The 17,275-nt window shown below is 57.7% G+C and carries 16 protein-coding genes and 1 tRNA gene; 16 read left to right on the forward strand and 1 reads right to left on the reverse strand.

Going from position 1 to position 17,275, the window contains the following annotated elements:
• Positions 1-199 precede the first annotated feature (199 nt).
• From IFT53_RS05020 to IFT53_RS05090, 16 genes are all read left to right on the forward strand, one after another.
• The gene (locus IFT53_RS05020) at positions 200-1,192 is read left to right on the forward strand and encodes a BMP family lipoprotein (protein WP_042616136.1); all 993 of its coding nucleotides are present in this window, start codon (positions 200-202) and stop codon (positions 1,190-1,192) included.
• An 83-nt stretch (positions 1,193-1,275) separates the two neighbouring features.
• The gene (locus IFT53_RS05025) at positions 1,276-2,781 is read left to right on the forward strand and encodes an ABC transporter ATP-binding protein (protein WP_042616135.1); all 1,506 of its coding nucleotides are present in this window, start codon (positions 1,276-1,278) and stop codon (positions 2,779-2,781) included.
• Positions 2,782-2,800: 19 nt separating this feature from the next.
• A complete protein-coding gene (locus IFT53_RS05030) occupies positions 2,801-3,904 on the forward strand; it encodes an ABC transporter permease (protein ID WP_042616134.1) in 1,104 nt (367 codons plus the stop codon).
• A 4-nt stretch (positions 3,905-3,908) separates the two neighbouring features.
• Complete coding sequence (locus tag IFT53_RS05035) at positions 3,909-4,880, forward strand: ABC transporter permease (protein WP_192063112.1); 972 nt, start codon at positions 3,909-3,911, stop codon at positions 4,878-4,880.
• Between the two features lie 3 nt (positions 4,881-4,883).
• Positions 4,884-5,273 carry a cytidine deaminase gene (locus tag IFT53_RS05040; protein WP_192063111.1) on the forward strand — a complete coding sequence of 130 codons (390 nt, stop codon included), beginning with the start codon at positions 4,884-4,886 and terminating at the stop codon, positions 5,271-5,273.
• Positions 5,273-6,073, forward strand: coding sequence for a purine-nucleoside phosphorylase (locus IFT53_RS05045; protein WP_192063110.1), 801 nt, complete (start codon positions 5,273-5,275; stop codon positions 6,071-6,073). The genes IFT53_RS05040 and IFT53_RS05045 overlap by 1 nt, the downstream gene beginning before the upstream one ends.
• Positions 6,074-6,075: 2 nt before the next feature.
• Complete coding sequence (deoC, locus tag IFT53_RS05050; protein WP_192063109.1) at positions 6,076-6,849, forward strand: deoxyribose-phosphate aldolase; 774 nt, start codon at positions 6,076-6,078, stop codon at positions 6,847-6,849.
• A 7-nt stretch (positions 6,850-6,856) separates the two neighbouring features.
• Positions 6,857-8,167 (forward strand): thymidine phosphorylase, encoded by a 1,311-nt coding sequence (gene deoA, locus IFT53_RS05055; protein WP_192063108.1) that lies wholly within the window; start codon positions 6,857-6,859, stop codon positions 8,165-8,167.
• 540 nt (positions 8,168-8,707) lie between these two features.
• Positions 8,708-9,925 (forward strand): bifunctional phosphopantothenoylcysteine decarboxylase/phosphopantothenate--cysteine ligase CoaBC, encoded by a 1,218-nt coding sequence (gene coaBC, locus IFT53_RS05060; protein WP_192063812.1) that lies wholly within the window; start codon positions 8,708-8,710, stop codon positions 9,923-9,925.
• Positions 9,922-10,275: an MmcQ/YjbR family DNA-binding protein gene (locus IFT53_RS05065; RefSeq protein WP_192063107.1), complete on the forward strand. Its 354-nt coding sequence runs from the start codon at positions 9,922-9,924 to the stop codon at positions 10,273-10,275. Before coaBC ends, IFT53_RS05065 begins: the two co-directional genes overlap by 4 nt.
• Before the next feature lie 71 nt (positions 10,276-10,346).
• Entirely contained in the window at positions 10,347-11,315 is a 969-nt protein-coding gene (locus tag IFT53_RS05070) for an alpha/beta hydrolase family protein (protein WP_192063106.1), read from the forward strand.
• Between the two features lie 88 nt (positions 11,316-11,403).
• Positions 11,404-12,915: a glucose-6-phosphate dehydrogenase gene (zwf, locus tag IFT53_RS05075; RefSeq protein WP_192063105.1), complete on the forward strand. Its 1,512-nt coding sequence runs from the start codon at positions 11,404-11,406 to the stop codon at positions 12,913-12,915.
• 99 nt (positions 12,916-13,014) lie between these two features.
• Positions 13,015-13,143, forward strand: a complete 129-nt coding sequence (locus IFT53_RS23935; protein WP_269082218.1) for a hypothetical protein — start codon at positions 13,015-13,017, stop codon at positions 13,141-13,143.
• A 223-nt stretch (positions 13,144-13,366) separates the two neighbouring features.
• Positions 13,367-13,567, forward strand: coding sequence for a hypothetical protein (locus IFT53_RS05080; RefSeq protein WP_042616125.1), 201 nt, complete (start codon positions 13,367-13,369; stop codon positions 13,565-13,567).
• A gap of 190 nt (positions 13,568-13,757) precedes the next feature.
• Positions 13,758-15,653: an ABC transporter ATP-binding protein/permease gene (locus IFT53_RS05085; RefSeq protein WP_192063104.1), complete on the forward strand. Its 1,896-nt coding sequence runs from the start codon at positions 13,758-13,760 to the stop codon at positions 15,651-15,653.
• A gap of 122 nt (positions 15,654-15,775) precedes the next feature.
• Positions 15,776-16,951, forward strand: a complete 1,176-nt coding sequence (locus IFT53_RS05090; protein WP_192063103.1) for a zinc-dependent alcohol dehydrogenase — start codon at positions 15,776-15,778, stop codon at positions 16,949-16,951.
• A 244-nt stretch (positions 16,952-17,195) separates the two neighbouring features.
• Here IFT53_RS05090 and IFT53_RS05095 read toward each other — a convergent pair.
• Positions 17,196-17,272 (reverse strand) — tRNA-Met (locus IFT53_RS05095).
• Positions 17,273-17,275 lie beyond the last annotated feature (3 nt).

A 17,275-nucleotide genomic window follows, 5' to 3' on the forward strand; every position in this document is an offset into this window, starting at 1 on the left:
ATGCCTGTTGTCTCAGCCCAAAAGAACGGCAGTTAACGGTTTTTCCATCGGGTCAAAAAAACCGGATGAATTTTTCTTGCAGGCATGCAAGTATCCTCGCGCACAGTCTAGAAAAGGCTGGCATCTCCGCAGACATGCCCTTACCGGGTTTGCGGGAGGACCCTTTTAAAAAACCAAACTGTAACAACAGGGCTGCACAATGAAAAAATCCCTTCTGACGCTTTTCGCGCTGGCTGCGATGTCGGCTTCCGCCTTGGCTGCGGACATCAAGCCTGCGCTGGTCTATGGCACGGGCGGCAAATTCGACAAGTCGTTCAACGAAGCCGCTGCTGCGGGCGCCGAGAAGTTCAAGGCTGAAACCGGCACCGAATTCCGCGATTTCGAGCCAACCAGCGACACGCAGGGTGAGCAGGCCATCCGCAACTTCGCCAGCCGTGGTTTCAACCCGGTTGTTGCCGTGTCCTTCGCCTGGACATCGGCTATGGAAAAGGTTGCTGCAGAGTTTCCTGACACCAAGTTCGTTATTGTAGACTCCGTCGTTGAGCTGCCAAATGTGCGCTCCGTCGTCTACAAGGAAGCAGAAGGCTCTTACCTCGTTGGTCTTCTGGCCGGCATGGCATCCAAGACCGGCAAGGTCGGCTTCATCGGCGGCATGGACATTCCATTGATCCGCAAGTTCGCCTGCGGCTACGCCCAGGGTGCCAAGGCTGCAAACCCCAAGATCGAAGTGTTCCAGAACATGACCGGCACGACCGGCGCTGCCTGGAACGACCCGGTTCGTGGTGGTGAGTTGACCAAGAACCAGCTCGATCAGGGTGCGGACGTTGTTTACGCGGCAGCCGGTGCCACAGGCCTTGGCGTGCTTCAGACTGCTGCCGACAACAAGAAATACTCCATCGGCGTGGACTCAAACCAGAACCACCTGCACCCCGGCTCTGTTTTGACCTCCATGGTCAAGCGCGTCGATCTGGCCGTCTACAACGCATTCAAGGACACCAAAGACGACAAGTTCACCGCTGGCGTGATGTCGCTCGGCGTCAAGGAAGATGGCGTTGCCTATGCGCTTGACGACAACAACAAGGCGCTGATCACGCCTGAAATGATGGCTGCTGTCGACAAGGCAAAGGCTGACATCATCGCTGGAACCGTCAAGGTTCACGATTACATGTCCGACAAATCTTGCCCGAACTGATGTGATTTTATGGCATGGGGCGCATCGCGGATTTCGCGTTGCGCCCCTTGTCATATCCAGCCTCCGGAGACGTTGGGTTGACGATGGAACCTGCAATCGAGCTTGTCGGTATCGATAAAAAATTCGGCACCGTGCACGCCAACAAGAATATCAATCTCACCGTTGCCAAGGGTACGATCCACGGCATCATCGGGGAAAACGGGGCGGGGAAATCGACATTGATGTCGATCCTTTACGGCTTCTATTCCGCCGATTCCGGTGAAATCCGCATTGATGGCAAAGCCGTCAACATCAAGGACAGCCAGGCGGCGATCGATGCCGGTATCGGCATGGTGCACCAGCATTTCATGCTGGTCGAGAACTTCTCGGTTCTGGAAAACATCATGCTGGGTGCCGAAGGCGGCGCATTGCTGGCCAAGGGCACGGCTGCCACCCGCAAGGAGTTGAAGCGACTGGAAAGCGAATATGGCCTTGAGGTCGATCCCGATGCCATCATCGAGGATTTGCCGGTTGGCCTGCAGCAGCGCGTCGAAATCCTGAAAGCCATGTATCGCGGCGCTGAAATTCTCATTCTCGATGAGCCAACGGGCGTTTTGACGCCAGCCGAAGCCGATCACCTCTTCAAGATCCTTGGTGTGTTGCGCGATCAGGGCAAGACCGTCATCCTCATCACCCACAAGCTGCGCGAAATCATGGCCATCACCGATGACGTCTCCGTCATGCGCCGCGGCGAAATGGTGGCCACCCGCAAGACATCGGAAACGACGGTTGAGGAATTGGCCGAGTTGATGGTCGGTCGCCGCGTGCTTCTGCGCGTGGAAAAAGGCGAAGCAAATCCGGGCGAGGTGCTGTTTTCGGTCCGCAATCTCACTGTCAAAGACAGCCGTGGTGTGACCATGGTCGACAATGTCTCTTTTGATGTGCGCGCCGGTGAAATCGTCGGCATTGCCGGTGTGGCCGGCAACGGCCAGTCGGAATTGCTGGAAGCCATTGCAGGTATTCGCAAGCCCCATTCCGGCGAAATCCTGATGGGCGGCAAGACGGTCGACAAGGTCGATCCCGCCGTCCTGCGCAAGCTGGGTCTGGCCCACATTCCCGAAGACCGCCACCATATGGGGCTGGTTCTGAAGTTCGAGGAATATGAGAACTCCATTCTCGGCTATCACCGCGATGACCGCTACGGCAAAGGCATGTTCCTCAACCCGGAAGCGATCCGCAAGGATGCCATCGAGAAGATCGAAAAATACGACATCCGCCCACCCAATGCGAATTTGAAGACCGCCAATTTTTCCGGTGGCAACCAGCAGAAGATCGTCGTTGCGCGTGAAATCGAGCGCGACCCGAAGATGCTGATCATCGGCCAGCCGACACGCGGCGTGGATATCGGCGCCATCGAGTTCATTCACCGCCGCATCATCGAGATGCGGGATGCGGGCAAGGCCATTTTGCTGGTATCGGTGGAGCTTGATGAAATCCGCTCTCTGTCAGACCGTATTCTGGTCATGTTCGCAGGCCGGATCGTCGGAGAAAAAACGGCGGAAGCCGAAGAACAAACGCTTGGCCTGATGATGGCCGGCATCGCCGCATAAGGCAAAGGCTTTAAAGCTCATGAGTACAGCTTCCGTCCCTCTTCCCAACTGGATGTCCTACGGCCTTCTGCCGTTGCTCAACCTCGTCACCGCTTTGTTCATCTCAGGCATCGTTGTCTGGGGCATCGGTGAAGACCCGTTCGCCGCCCTGCGCCTTCTGGTCGAAGGTGCGCTGGGCCGTGGTGATGCCATTGGTTTTACACTGTTTTACACCACCAGCTTCATCTTTACCGGCCTTTCGGTTGCCGTTGCCTTCCATGCGGGCCTCTTCAACATCGGCTCGGAAGGGCAGGCCTATATTGGCGGTCTTGGTGCTGCCCTGGTGGCCTTGGCGCTGGATCACTACGTGCCATGGTATGTCACCATGCCTTTTGCCATTATCGGTGCAGCGGTGTTTGGTGCGGCATGGGCGTTCATTCCGGGCTGGCTTCAGGCCAAGCGCGGCAGCCACGTCGTCATCACCACCATCATGTTCAACTTCATCGCGGCCGCGTTGATGGTGTACCTGCTGGTCAATGTCTTCATCGTTCCGGGCAAGATGGCGCCTGAAACCCGTACCTTCCTGCCCGGTGGCCAATTGCCGAAGCTGGACTGGCTGATGGCAATGTTCGGCCTGAAGCTCGGTCCGGCACCGTTCAACGTGTCCTTCCTCATCGCTCTGGTCGCCGCATTCCTTGTCTGGGTGCTCATCTGGCGCACCAAGCTGGGTTATGAAATGCGCACGCTTGGCATCAGCCCGTCCGCTGCCGTCTATGCAGGCATTCCCTATTCGCGCACCGTCATCATCGCCATGCTCATCTCTGGTGGTCTGGCGGGCATGATGGCGCTGAACCCGGTCATGGGCGCATCGGCACGCTTGCAGGTAGAGTTCGTCGGCGGTGCCGGCTTTGTCGGCATTGCGGTGTCCCTCATGGGGCGAAGCCACCCGGTCGGCATCGTCTTTGCCGCTCTTCTCTTTGGTATTCTCTATCAGGGTGGCGCGGATCTTTCGTTTGAAATGCCTAATATCACCCGCGAGATGATCGTCGTCATTCAGGGTCTCGTTATCCTGTTTGCAGGCGCGCTTGAATATATGTACCGCCCCGCGCTGGTGCGCATCTACCAACAATTCGTGAAGAGGTAAGGCCATGGACACCTTCGATATGCTGGTCAGCATTCTCGGTTCGACCGTTCGCCTGACCATTCCCCTGTTGTTTACAGCCCTTGCCGGGCTGTTTTCCGAGCGCGCAGGCGTGTTCGATATCGGCCTTGAGGGCAAGATGCTGGCGGCAGCCTTCGCATCCGCCTGCGTGGCCTATCTGACCGCTGACCCGTGGGCAGGTCTTGCCGCCGGTATTGGTGTGTCGATCTTCTTCTCGCTGGTGCATGGCTTTGCCGTCATTACCAACCGGGGCAACCAGATCGTCTCGGGCGTGGCGCTCAATTTCGTCGCCGCCGGTCTCACCGTCGTTCTCGGGCAGGCCTGGTTCGGCCAGGGCGGTCGCACGCCGCAGATCCCGGGCGAAGGCCGTTTCACGCCGATCATTCTGCCGGGTGTGGATGCCATGCGGGAAATTCCCTTCATTGGCCCGCTCTACGCCAATGTTATCTCCGGCAACAATATCCTGACCTATCTCGCCTTTATCGCCGTGCCAATTTCCTGGTGGGTGCTTTACCGCACTCGTTTCGGTCTGCGTCTGCGCGCCGTGGGTGAAAATCCCGGTGCTGTCGATACGGCTGGCATTTCCGTCACATGGATGCGCTTCCGCGCCGTCATCGTCGCAGGTTTTCTCTGCGGCTTTGCAGGCACCTATCTCGCTGTTGCGCAATCTGCGGCCTTCATCGCCAACATGTCGGCGGGCAAGGGCTATATTGCGCTGGCTGCTCTGATCTTTGCCAAGTGGAAGCCGGTTCCGGTCATGTTTGCCTGCCTGCTCTTCGGCTTTCTGGATGCGGTTGCAAACTTCATGCAGGGCAAGGCCATTCCCGGCATCGGTGAAGTACCGGTGCAGATTTTCCAGGCACTGCCTTACATTCTCACCTGCATTCTGCTGGCCGGTTTCATCGGCGTTGCCAAGCCGCCAAAGGCTGGTGGCGTTGCCTATTCGAAGGAGCGTTAAACCATGTCGCACGAACTTTTCGAGGCAGCCCGCGAGGCTATGTCCTTTGCCCACGCACCCTATTCGAAATTCCCCGTCGGCGCGGCCATCCGCGCCGAAGACGGAAAGATCTACAAAGGCGCGAATATCGAAAACCTGTCCTTTCCTCAGGGCTGGTGCGCGGAACCTTCCGCCATCAGCGCCATGGTCATGGGCGGGGCTAGAAAGATCACTGAAATCGCCGTGATTGCTGAAAAGCTGGCGCTTTGCCCGCCCTGCGGCGGTTGCCGCCAGAAGATCGTGGAATTTGCGTCCGCCGACACGAAAATCTATCTGTGTGACGATGCGGGCGTGCAAAAGGTCATGACCATGGAGGAGCTTCTGCCCTTCAGCTTCAAGACAGAGCTTGCCTGATGGACAACGCCATCATCGATGTTCTCGTTGACCGGCTGAACGGCCTGATGCCACGCACCGCCATTGTGCTTGGCTCCGGTTTGGGATCACTGGTGAATGAGGTGACGGACGCCATCCACATTCCCTATGCCGAAATCCCCGGCTTTCCCGAAAGTGCCGTTTCCGGCCATGCGGGTGAGCTGGTGGCGGGATATCTGGGTGGTCAGCCCGTCATCATGCTGGCTGGCCGCGTCCATTATTACGAACAGGGCAATGCCAGCGCCATGCGCCCGGCCATAGAGGCTCTCGCAGGCATCGGCGTTCAGTCGCTCATTCTCACCAATGCGGCTGGTTCCGTGCGGCAGGATATGCCGCCGGGCTCGGTCATGCAGATCACCGATCACATCAACTATTCCGGCATGAACCCGCTGATTGGCGAAGAGAGCGACCGCCGTTTCGTGGGCATGACCAACGCATACGATGCAGATCTATCGATTGCGATGCGCAATGCCGCCATCCGCGCAGGCGTTCCGCTGTTTTCGGGCGTCTACATGTGGTTTTCAGGCCCAAGCTTTGAAACGCCAGCGGAAATCCGCATGGCACGCACGCTGGGTGCGGATGCCGTTGGCATGTCCACCGTGCCGGAAGTTATCCTTGCGCGCTTTTTCGGGATGCGCATTGCCGCCGCTTCCGTTATTACCAATTACGGTGCCGGGATGACCGGTGAAGAACTGAGCCATGACGAGACCAAAGACATGGCACCCATTGGCGGCAAGCGTTTGGCCGCAATTTTAACGGAAATGATTTCAGGAGGAAATTGAGCATGGAACTTCAGCGCCCGCGCGAAGCCGCCGCTCTCGCCCTGTCCTTGCTGGACCTCACCAATCTGAAGGAAGATTGCACGCCGGAGCAGATCGCCGCGCTGTGCCAGAAGGCCCATACGCCCTATGGCACCACAGCCGCCATCTGCATCTGGCCGCGCTTTGTGGCACAGGCCCGTGCCGCCTTTGGAAAAGACACATCGGTGCGCATCGCAACCGTCGTCAACTTCCCATCCGGTGACCTCGATGTCGCAACAGTTGTTGCCGAGACCGAACGCGCCATTGCCGATGGCGCAGATGAAATCGATCTGGTCATTCCCTACAAGAAATTCATCGCAGGCGATGAAAATGCTGTCAGCGAGATGGTCTCAGCCGTTCGCAAGGCATGCCCACCCCCCGCGCTGCTCAAGGTCATCCTTGAAACCGGCGAATTGAAGGACAAGGCACTGATCCGCCGTGCCTCCGAGATCGCCATTGCCGAGGGTGCTGATTTCATCAAGACATCCACCGGCAAGGTGTCCATCAATGCCACGCTTGAGGCTGCGGACATCATGTTGCAGGCCATACGAGACAGCAGGAAGAATGTTGGCTTCAAGCCCGCTGGCGGCATCGGCACCGTGGAAGATGCCACGCTCTATCTGCGTCTGGCAGAAACCATCATGCGCCCCAACTGGGCCATGCCATCCACCTTCCGCTTCGGCGCATCCGGCATTCTGGACGATATTCTGAACGTGCTGGCCGGTGGCGAGCCCTCCAAGGCATCCAGCGGATATTGAGCCACCCATGATTCCGCAGGAAATCATCCGCCGCAAACGGGACGGTGAAGTGCTGACGGCGGATGAGATTTCCGCTTTCATCGCAGGCCTCTCCACGGTCACCATCTCCGAAGGACAGGCCGCAGCCTTTGCCATGGCCGTGTTCTTTCGCGGCATGAGCCGGGATGAAACCGTGGCGCTGACGCTTGCCATGCGCGATAGCGGCGATGTTCTCTCATGGGCCGATATCGGCAAACCCATTGCTGACAAGCATTCCACCGGCGGCGTGGGCGATAATGTCTCGCTGATGCTGGCACCCATCGTCGCTGCCTGCGGGCTTGCGGTGCCGATGATTTCGGGCAAGGGCCTTGGCCACACCGGCGGCACGCTGGATAAGCTCGAATCCATCGCAGGCTATGATATCATGCCTGACGAGGTCCTGTTTCGCCGCACGGTGCGGGATGTCGGCTGCGCCATCATCGGCCAGACGGGCGATCTCGCCCCCGCCGACAAGCGGCTCTATGCCATCAGAGACGTGACCGCGACGGTGGATTCGGTTCCACTGATTACCGCCTCCATCCTGTCGAAGAAACTCGCGGCTGGCTTGGAAACGCTGGTTCTGGACGTCAAATTCGGCAATGGCGCCTTCATGCAAAGCGTTGGTGAAGCCGAGCAATTGGCGCGGTCTCTGGTCGAGGTCGCCAATGGCGCTGGCGTCAAGACCTCAGCCCTCATCACCGATATGAACGAACCTTTGGCCGATACAGCGGGCAATGCGTTGGAAATCATCCATTGCCTCGAATTTTTGCGCGGCGAAAAAGCCGGAACCCGCATCGATACGACAGTCTTTGCCTTCGCGGCTGAAATGCTGGTGCAATCCGGCGCTGCCTCCAGCCTTGAAGAAGGCGAGCGGCAGGCGCGCCACGCCTTGAACAGCGGTCAGGCCATGGAGCGGTTCGGGCAAATGATCGCAGCACTTGGCGGTCCCGCTGATTTCGTTGACCGTCCTCGCGCCTATCTGCAACCCGCGCCTCATATTTTGCCTATTGCAGCACCGGAAGCCGGATGGCTGTCATCATGGAAGACGCGTGATCTCGGCATGGTCGTGGTCGAACTCGGCGGCGGCCGCCGCCATCCCGGCGGTACCATCGACCATCGGGTGGGCCTGTCCCATATTCTGCCGCTCGGCACCAAGGTCGAAAAAGGCCAGCCGATTGCCACCGTACACGCAGCCTCAAGCGAAGATGCGGAACGCGCAAGAGCCCGGGTGCTCGATGCGCTCGGCTGTTCGGATCAGCCCTTTATGGCCGCACCGGTGGTGGCCGCGCGCATTGGCTAATGCCAAACACGTAGAAACATCTGAGCAAAATCAGATGCTTGTTCAAAAATGCAAAAATATCAAAAAAAACGTCCAAACGCTTTCTCAATGACGAGCGGACCCGTGCCTACAATCTCCCCACTTCCAACGCGCCATGTTTTCGCGAGACATGGGCGCGGGCGGAAGGCTGATGGATGGACGCAGACGTGCGGGCAGGCATCAGAATGCGATGACAGAACGGTGGGCTGGACCGTCTCGACCAGAAAGACCATTCACGGCTTTCGGATGCGGGACGGGACGGCTTGCCGGATGCACCTCAAAAGCTTGGGGACCGGATCATTCACGATCCGGTCTTCAGCAATAACGGCAGGCCCACGCAAATGCGGCACCACCTGCAAGACTATACCAGAGACATTTCCCGCATTTGCGTGTGCTCTCCGGGTTGAAACAGACATGCCACGGGCGCGATGCGCCGCGTGAACGCGCAACCGCGTCCGCTGCGATTGCACTTTGAAAGCCAAGGGCTTAGGCTCCATGTCAAACAGGATACTGGTCGGCATCATGACACTTTCGGGCAAGCATATTCTTCTCATCATCTCCGGTGGCATCGCGGCCTATAAGAGCCTTGATCTCATCCGCCGTCTGAAAGAGCGCGGTGCGCGGGTAACGCCTGTGATGACATCAGGTGCGCAGCAATTCGTGACGCCGCTTGCCGTTGGCGCACTCTCGGCCACCCACGTTTTCACAGAGCTGTTTTCGCGGCAGGATGAGCAGGATGTTGGCCATATCAGGCTGGCGCGGGATTGCGATCTCATTGTCGTTGCCCCCGCCACTGCCGATCTGATGGCGAAAATGGCCCATGGTCTGGCCGATGACCTGGCCTCCACCATTCTGCTGGCAACCGACCGCAAGGTGCTGGTAGCCCCCGCCATGAACCCCAAAATGTGGGCCGCCAAGGCAACGCAGCGCAATATCGCGACGCTTGAGGCCGATGGCATTGCCTTTATCGGCCCCATGGCTGGAGAAATGGCGGAAAAGAACGAGGTGGGCCTTGGCCGCATGGCGGAGCCCTTGCAGATTGTCGAGGCTGTCGAGAAGGCGCTGGATGATGGGCTGAAGCCTCTTTCGGGAAAGAAGGCCATCGTCACATCAGGCCCGACGCATGAGCCGATCGATCCGGTGCGCTACATTGCCAACCGCTCCTCCGGCAAGCAGGGCCATGCGATTGCAGCTGCATTGGCGCAGCTTGGGGCCGAGGTCACGCTCATTACCGGACCGGTCACGCTTCCTGATCCGGCAGGTGTCGTCACGGTTCATGTGGAGCGGGCGCATGAGATGCTGGACGCGGTGCTTTCCCAATTGCCTTGCGACATCGCCGTGATGGTGGCCGCCGTTGCCGACTGGCGCGTGGCAAGGGCTGGAGACCAGAAGATCAAGAAGCAACCCGGCGATGAACCGCCTGCCCTGCAGCTCACCGAAAATCCGGATATTCTCAAAACCCTTGGCCACCATGCGCAAAGGCCTGCCATCGTCGTCGGCTTTGCCGCTGAAACGCAGGATGTGGAGGCCAATGGCCGCGCCAAACTTGCGCGCAAGGGCGCTGACATCATCGTTGCGAACGACGTCTCTGCCTCCACCGGCATCATGGGTGGCGACCGCAACAGCGTGAAGATCATCTCCCAAGATGGCATCGAGGCATGGCCCGATCTCGACAAGGCAGAGGTGGCAAAGCGGCTTGCGTCGACGATTGCGACCATGCTCGCGGACAAAGCGGAATGAGCTTCTTCGAGCGCAGCTTTTTCGACGCGACCCTTGGCCCATGGCCGGGCGTCCGCTTTGTCGATCAGTGGGATTCCCATGTCGCAAAGGTTGGAGACAAGGTCTTTGCCGTTCTGGGGCAGCGCGAAAACTGGCGTCTCGTTGTCAAATGCACGGAAGAGAGCTTTGAAATCCTGACCTCACTCGAAGGTATCGCGCAGGCACCCTATTTTGCCAAGCGCAAATGGATTTCCATTTCCGACCATGCCCCGCTCGAGCAGGAAGAGCTGGAACATTATATCCAGCGTTCCTACCAGCTTGTGGCAGCAGGATTGACGAGGAAGTTGCGGATGGAGCTGCGTATCCTGTGAGGCACCAGTTGCCGCAGATATCCTTACCCAGCAGCGGAACAGACTTTTATTCGACATTGATTGGAGAAAAGATGCTTTTCAGAACCTTTGCTTTTGCTACCGCTTTCAGCCTTACAGCGGCGCTCGTTCAAGCCGCAGGCCTAAAGTCGGTTGAAGTTCCGGCAGATGGCGGTGGGCCAGCGTTCAAGGCGTTCGTGTGGTCGCCATGTGCTGCCGAGCCCGTGGAGACAAAGCTCGGCCCTATCATTCTGAAAGCTACGCGTGGCTGCCCGGTCGTTGGTAACGCATTGCCCCTCATCGTTATCTCGCATGGGCATGGCGGTAGCTCTCTCGGCCATCACGATACTGCTGAAACATTGGCAAATGCCGGATTTATTGTCGCCGCACTCAATCACCCCGGAGACAACTTCTCCGATATGAGCAAGTCAGGCGATATCTCCGCATTCATAGACAGACCAACTGACATAAAGCGCCTCGTCGACTTCATGATCAATGCGTCACCAGATGCCGCCAAGATCGACCAGCAGCGGATAGGTTTCTTCGGCTTTTCACGCGGTGGTTACACGGGCCTTGTTCTCGCCGGCGCAAAGCCAGATTTCCATGATCCCTCCGTCATTTGTCCTGACCCGGCCCCAATGTGCGGTCAAATGCGTCGAAACGAAATTCCCACCCGGCCTCTGACGCAAGATTCCCGGATCAAAGCATTCGTCATCGCCGATCCTCTCAGTTTTTTTCCAACCGAGGATACTCTGAAGGCTGTCAAAGCGCCACTTCAGCTTTGGGGCTCTCAGTATGGTGGCGACGGCGTGCTGCCCCAAAGCATTAAGTCTCTCTCTGAAAACCTACCAAATAGACCTGAGTTTCAGACGGTCGCTGGTGCCGGTCACTTTGCGTTCTTGGCACCCTGTGCGGCTGAGTTGGTTACATCGCAGCCGGAGATCTGCGCTGACGCGTCAGGCTTTGACAGAAGCGATTTTCACCGCTCTTTTGATACTCAGGTCCTCGCATTTTTCAAGGCGCAGTTAAACGGTGCTCGATGAGCCGGTCATCAGGAGCTGGAACCAGACATAATCCGGTCTGAACGATGTTCTAAGTTCAGGGCCAATTCAGACAGTTGGAGATATAACTTTGGACGCTGCACCTGCCCCTCCGGTTACACTCGTCATCTTCGGTGCCACAGGCGATCTGACGCGCCGCCTTCTGGTGCCCGCGCTCATCAACCTCACACGCAGCGGACTGGTGGCGGATGACCTTCACATTATCGGCGTGGGGATAGAGCCCGGCGACGATTCGGTGCTGGTTGATAAGCTGGATGGTTTCCTCGCTGGACTTGGAGGCGACGAGCCCGTTTCCGCCGATCAGGCATGGCTGCGACTGAAGAAACGCATTTCCTATATCAGCGGCGATTTTACCAAGGACGAGGTCTTTGTCGAAATCGCCCGCAGGCTTGCCCAGTCTGAAACGGGAAATGCCGCCTTTTATCTGGCCGTTCCGCCGCAGTTCTTCGGCACCATCGTCGAGAAGCTGGGTCAGCACGGGATGGTGACCGAGAAGGACGACGCTTTCAGGCGTATCGCCATCGAGAAGCCTTTCGGGACAGACCTTGCCTCGGCCCGCGCGCTCAATGCGAAAATTCTCAATATCGTCGCCGAAAAACAGGTTTATCGCCTCGACCACTTCCTCGGCAAGGAAACCGTCCAGAACCTGATGACGGCGCGTTTTGCCAATATGATGATCGAGGCGCTGTGGAACAGCAATTACATCGACCATGTGCAGATTACCGCCGCCGAAACCGTGGATGTGGGCACGCGCGGCAAGTTCTACGATGCGACAGGCGCTCTTCGTGACATGATCCCCAACCATCTGTTCCAGCTTCTGGCCATGGTCGCGATGGAGCCGCCGAACAGTTTCGATGCGGAAGCCATCCGCAATGAGAAAAGCAAGCTTCTGGCGGCCTTGCGGGTCTATACGGAAGAGGAAGCGCCAAGCCATTCCGCACGCGGCGTCTATACGGCTGGCACGCTGAACGGTGTCTCCATCCCGGCCTATCAGGACACCAAGGATGTTGCCGCGGGATCCAGCACGGAAACCTTCGTCGCTCTGAAAATCTATGCCGATACATGGCGTTGGGCGGGCGTTCCTTTTTACCTGCGCACCGGCAAGGCGATGACGGCCCGTGACACCGAAATTGTCGTGACCTTCAAGAATGTCCCCTTCACCCAATTTCGACAGTCGGGTTCCAGACCGAAGCTGCCGCCAAACCGCCTCGTCATTCAGGTTCAGCCGGATGAGGGCCTCAGCCTGGAAATGTCGATCAAATCGCCGGGCCAGACCGTCGATACCGTGCCGGTTTCGCTCGATTTCCGCTATGCGGACCGGTTCGATATCGGCAAGACGACCGGTTACGAATCGCTGCTCTACGAATTGTTCGTTGGCGACCAGACGCTGTTTCAGCGGGCCGATGGCATCGAAGCCGGTTGGGCCGTGGTTCAACCCTTCCTCGATCTGTGGGCTAAAGAGGGGCATCCTGAACCCTACCAACCCGGCAGCATGGGGCCGAAATGTGCGCAGGAACTCATTGAGCGCGACGGGCGGCAATGGCGCGCGCTTGGCGTCATGCACCCGCACAAACAGGCATAGTCACCGCAGAATGGTGCCGGAGGGCGTCTGGGATCAAAAATCTCTTGCCTTTACCATCCACATCATCGCTAATCTGCAAGACAAACAAGGAGACATTCCATGGCTAAGGGTCAGGTCCGCAGCAACAAAGAAGTCAGAAAGCCGAAGAAGGACAAGGTCGCTCCGGCAGCCGCGCCAACGCTCGGCTCTCAGGTCAAGGCCAGCGAAAGCTCGACCAAAAAGAAGTAACGCATTCACTTGCGACAGCAAACTCCGGTGCGCACAGGCTGCCCGCCGGAGTTTGTGTATCTATGCGCCCGATAGCGTTGGCGTACATAGAGCAATTCCAGCAAAAATGGGAACCGGTTTTGCGTCCGGAATTGCATAAAAACAAATAGATAGAGCATTTCCGGTGAACCCGTGTTCACCGGAAATGCTCTAGAACGATGGAGAGACTAAAATTATAAAAATAATGGTTCTGCTACACAGCGCCAAAGGCATGGAATGGCAAACGCCGCCCAAAGGCACCAGCCTCAAGACATTGGGCGAAGCCGAAGAGCAAGGCTACATTTCCATTCGCGGTGAATTTCAAAAGCGCCAGTTTCGCCTGACGCAGTTCGGCTTCGACTATGTGGAGCGCGACAAGCGCCGCCTGGAAGCGCGCAATCAGTAAGTTATGATTGTCAGGCCCAGACGTTACGCGTCTGTGCCTCCTTCGACCCGCGCCCTGAGAAAGCCGCATCACACTCTCATTCATACATCTGAAAACCATCATCAAGCTGGAACCAGATCGGGGCCGCCCCGTTGATAGCAGGAACATTTTTTGCTCCCAACGTCGCCCTCACATTTGACCAGGAGTGAGAATGGTTTCTGATCCCTCAGTGTCTTCGGACGCCTCCATTACCCATCACGATATGACGCCCGAAGAAGTGGAAGAGGCCCGGAAGGCCTTCCTTCTCAAACGCTTCTGGATCAGTGCGCGTGGCTTCTGGGGCCGGCAAGGTGACCGCCTGGCATGGCCGTTGTCCATCGGGCTTCTGGTCATGATCGGCATCAATGTCGGGTTTCAATATGGCATCAATGTCTGGAACCGTGGGCTTTTCGACGCGATTGAGCAGCGGAACGCAGACGGCGTCTATTCGCTTGGCTCGATCTTTCCATTTCTCGTCCTGGGTAGCGTGGGACTGGTGAGTTCGCAGGTCTATGTGCGCATGCGCATGCAAAGACGCTGGCGCTCGTGGCTGACCAAGGGGCTGACTGGGCGTTGGCTTGCCAGTGGCCGTTACTACCAGCTGAACCTGATTGATGGCGACCACCAGAACCCTGAAGCGCGCATTTCCGAAGATATGCGCATTGCCACCGAAGCCCCGGTTGATTTCACCGCCGGTGTCATTTCCGCCTTCGTTTCCGCCTCGACATTCATCGTCGTGTTGTGGACCATTGGCGGTGCGCTGACCTTGCAGATAGCTGGCTCAACGGTGACCATACCCGGATTCCTTGTCATCGCCGCTGTTGTCTATGCCATCATCACCTCGAGTGCGATTGCATTTATCGGGCGCAATTTCGTCAAGGTTTCCGAAACCAAAAACCAGGTTGAGGCCGAGTTTCGCTATACGCTGACACGGGTCCGCGAGAATGGCGAAAGCATTGCCCTTCTCGGTGGCGAGGAAGAGGAACGCGATGACCTCGACCGCCGGTTTTTCAATGTCAGAACGCAGTGGCGGCTTTTGTCCAACCAGTATATGCGCACCTCGCTTGTGTCCCACAGTTCCATGCTGATTGCACCTGTGGTGCCGGTGCTGCTCTGTGCGCCGAAGTTTCTGGATGGAAGCATGTCGCTCGGCCAAGTCATGCAGGCCGCATCCGCCTTCACCATCGTTCAGGGCGCGTTTGGCTGGCTGGTGGACAACTATCCTCGTCTGGCAGACTGGAATGCCTGTGCACGCCGTGTCGCATCCCTGATGATGTCTCTCGATGGTCTCGAGCAGGCGGAAAAGAGCGATACGGTCGGGCGCATCCAGCGCGGGGAAACCACTGACAATACGATGCTCAGCCTCAGCGATCTCTCGGTTTCGCTGGGCGATGGCACGGCGGTGGTGAAGGAAACCGAAGTGCAGATCCAGCCAGGCGAGCGGGTTCTCGTGGCCGGTGAATCCGGCTCTGGCAAGAGCACGCTCGTGCGCGCCATTGCCGGGCTATGGCCTTGGGGCGGTGGACGCGTCGATTTTCATCCCGAGCATCAGCTCTTTATGCTGCCGCAAAAGCCCTACATTCCGACCGGCACGCTGCGCCGGGCGGTCTCCTATCCCCGCCCCGCAGATAGCTGGGGCGAGGAAGATATCCAGATTGCACTGGACAAGGTCGGCCTCGGCGAGCTTGGCGAAAAGATGGAGGAAGAGGCTCCATGGGACCACACCTTGTCGGGCGGTGAAAAGCAGCGCCTCGCCTTCGCCCGTCTTCTGCTCCACAAGCCGAATATCATCGTGCTGGATGAGGCGACATCGGCTCTTGATGACAAGACGCAGGACAAGATCATGGCCATGCTGATTGAAGAGCTGCCCGATGCGACCGTTCTCAGCGTCGCGCACCGCGTCGAGCTTGAAGCGTTTCACACACGCAAGATCACGTTGGAAAAACGCGAGGGTGGGGCAAAACTGGTCAGCGATATCGGTCTCATGCAGCGCCATCAAAAGCGGGGAAGGCTTTCAAAGCTGATCAAGAAGCCGCGCTTTCGCAAACAGAACCGCCAGCCTTCGTGAGGCTGGCGCCCGCCTTTGCCATCACGATAAAGAGCCAACGGAACTTCTGCCCTCCACTTCGGTTCGGACGCTAACAACAGCGCGACGCGTCACGGAAACCGACAATAAAGAGGAATAGAACCATGAAAGCTCTCTGCTGGCACGGCAAAGGCGACATTCGTTGCGACAGCGTACCCGAACCGCAACTCCAGGACGGGCGTGATGTCATCATCAAGATGACCGCCTGCGCGATCTGCGGCTCTGACCTGCATCTCATGGATGGCTATATTCCTTTCATGGAAAAGGGCGACATTCTGGGCCATGAATTCATGGGTGAAGTGGTTGATGTCGGTCGCGACAACAAGACCCTAAAAGTTGGCGATCGCGTGGTTGTGCCCTTCACCATTTCATGTGGCGAATGCATCCAGTGCCGCAAAGGCAACTGGTCTGTGTGTGAACGATCCAACCCAAAACCGGAAAATGGCGTAAAGGCCTTCGGCTACCAGACCGCCGGCCTGTTTGGCTACTCCCATCTGACTGGTGGCATCCCCGGTGGTCAGGCCGAATTTGTGCGCGTGCCCTATGCAGATGTCTCCCCCATCATCATACCCAACGGCATGACCGACGAGCAGGCTCTTTTTCTGGGTGATATCTTCCCAACCGGATGGATGGCAGCGGCTAATTGTGAAATCGAGCCAACCGACATCGTTGCGATCTGGGGCTGCGGCCCGGTTGGCCAGTTCTGCATCAAAAGCGCCTTCATGCAGGGTGCGGAACGCGTCATCGCCATCGACAACGTCCCGGAGCGTTTGGCGCTGGCGCAAGCGGCAGGGGCTGAAATCATCAACTACGACCAGATTGATGGCACCATTCCCGATTGCATCAAGGATATGACCGGCGGTCACGGGGCCGACAAATGCATCGATGCCGTCGGTGCTGAATCCCACGCTACCGCATCCTTCGACGCAGTTATCGATAAGGTAAAGGCAGCCACCTTCCTCGGAACCGACCGCCCGCACGTTCTGCGCACCGCGATCATGGCTTGCCGACCGGGTGGCATCGTGTCAGTCCCGGGCGTTTACGGCGGCATGCTCGACAAAATTCCATTCGGTGCGGCGATGAACAAGGGCCTGACCATCCGCACCGGTCAGACCCATGTGAACCGCTATGCACAAGACCTGCTGCGCCGTATTGAAGAAGGCGAAATCGATCCGAGCTTCATCATTACCCACCGTGCGAAGTTGCAAGACGGACCTGCACTCTACGAGACGTTTCGTGACAAGAAGGATGAATGCATCAAAGTGGTGCTGACGGCGTAATGATGTTTCGTGAAAGGGGCGGGCTTCGCCCGCCGTATCTTTGAGATCTGAACGGTCTATGTTGGAAATGCGCATTGGGCTTTGTGCGCGTTCCTGCCCTACAGGCGCCCGGTGACATAAAACTCTCTAGCTGACCTTTCGGCAGCTAAACCGATTGGTTTTAGTCCGCGCATAACATTCGATGAGGCTAATCTGTCCGCGGTGAATTTGTCTGGCTTTGATTTTGATTATCTGGGAAGGTTTTTGGTTGCGGGGGCAGGATTTGAACCTGCGGCCTTCAGGTTATGAGCCTGACGAGCTACCGGGCTGCTCCACCCCGCGTTA

Source organism: Rhizobium sp. CFBP 13644 (assembly GCF_014842165.1).
Classification (GTDB): domain Bacteria; phylum Pseudomonadota; class Alphaproteobacteria; order Rhizobiales; family Rhizobiaceae; genus Agrobacterium; species Agrobacterium tumefaciens_C.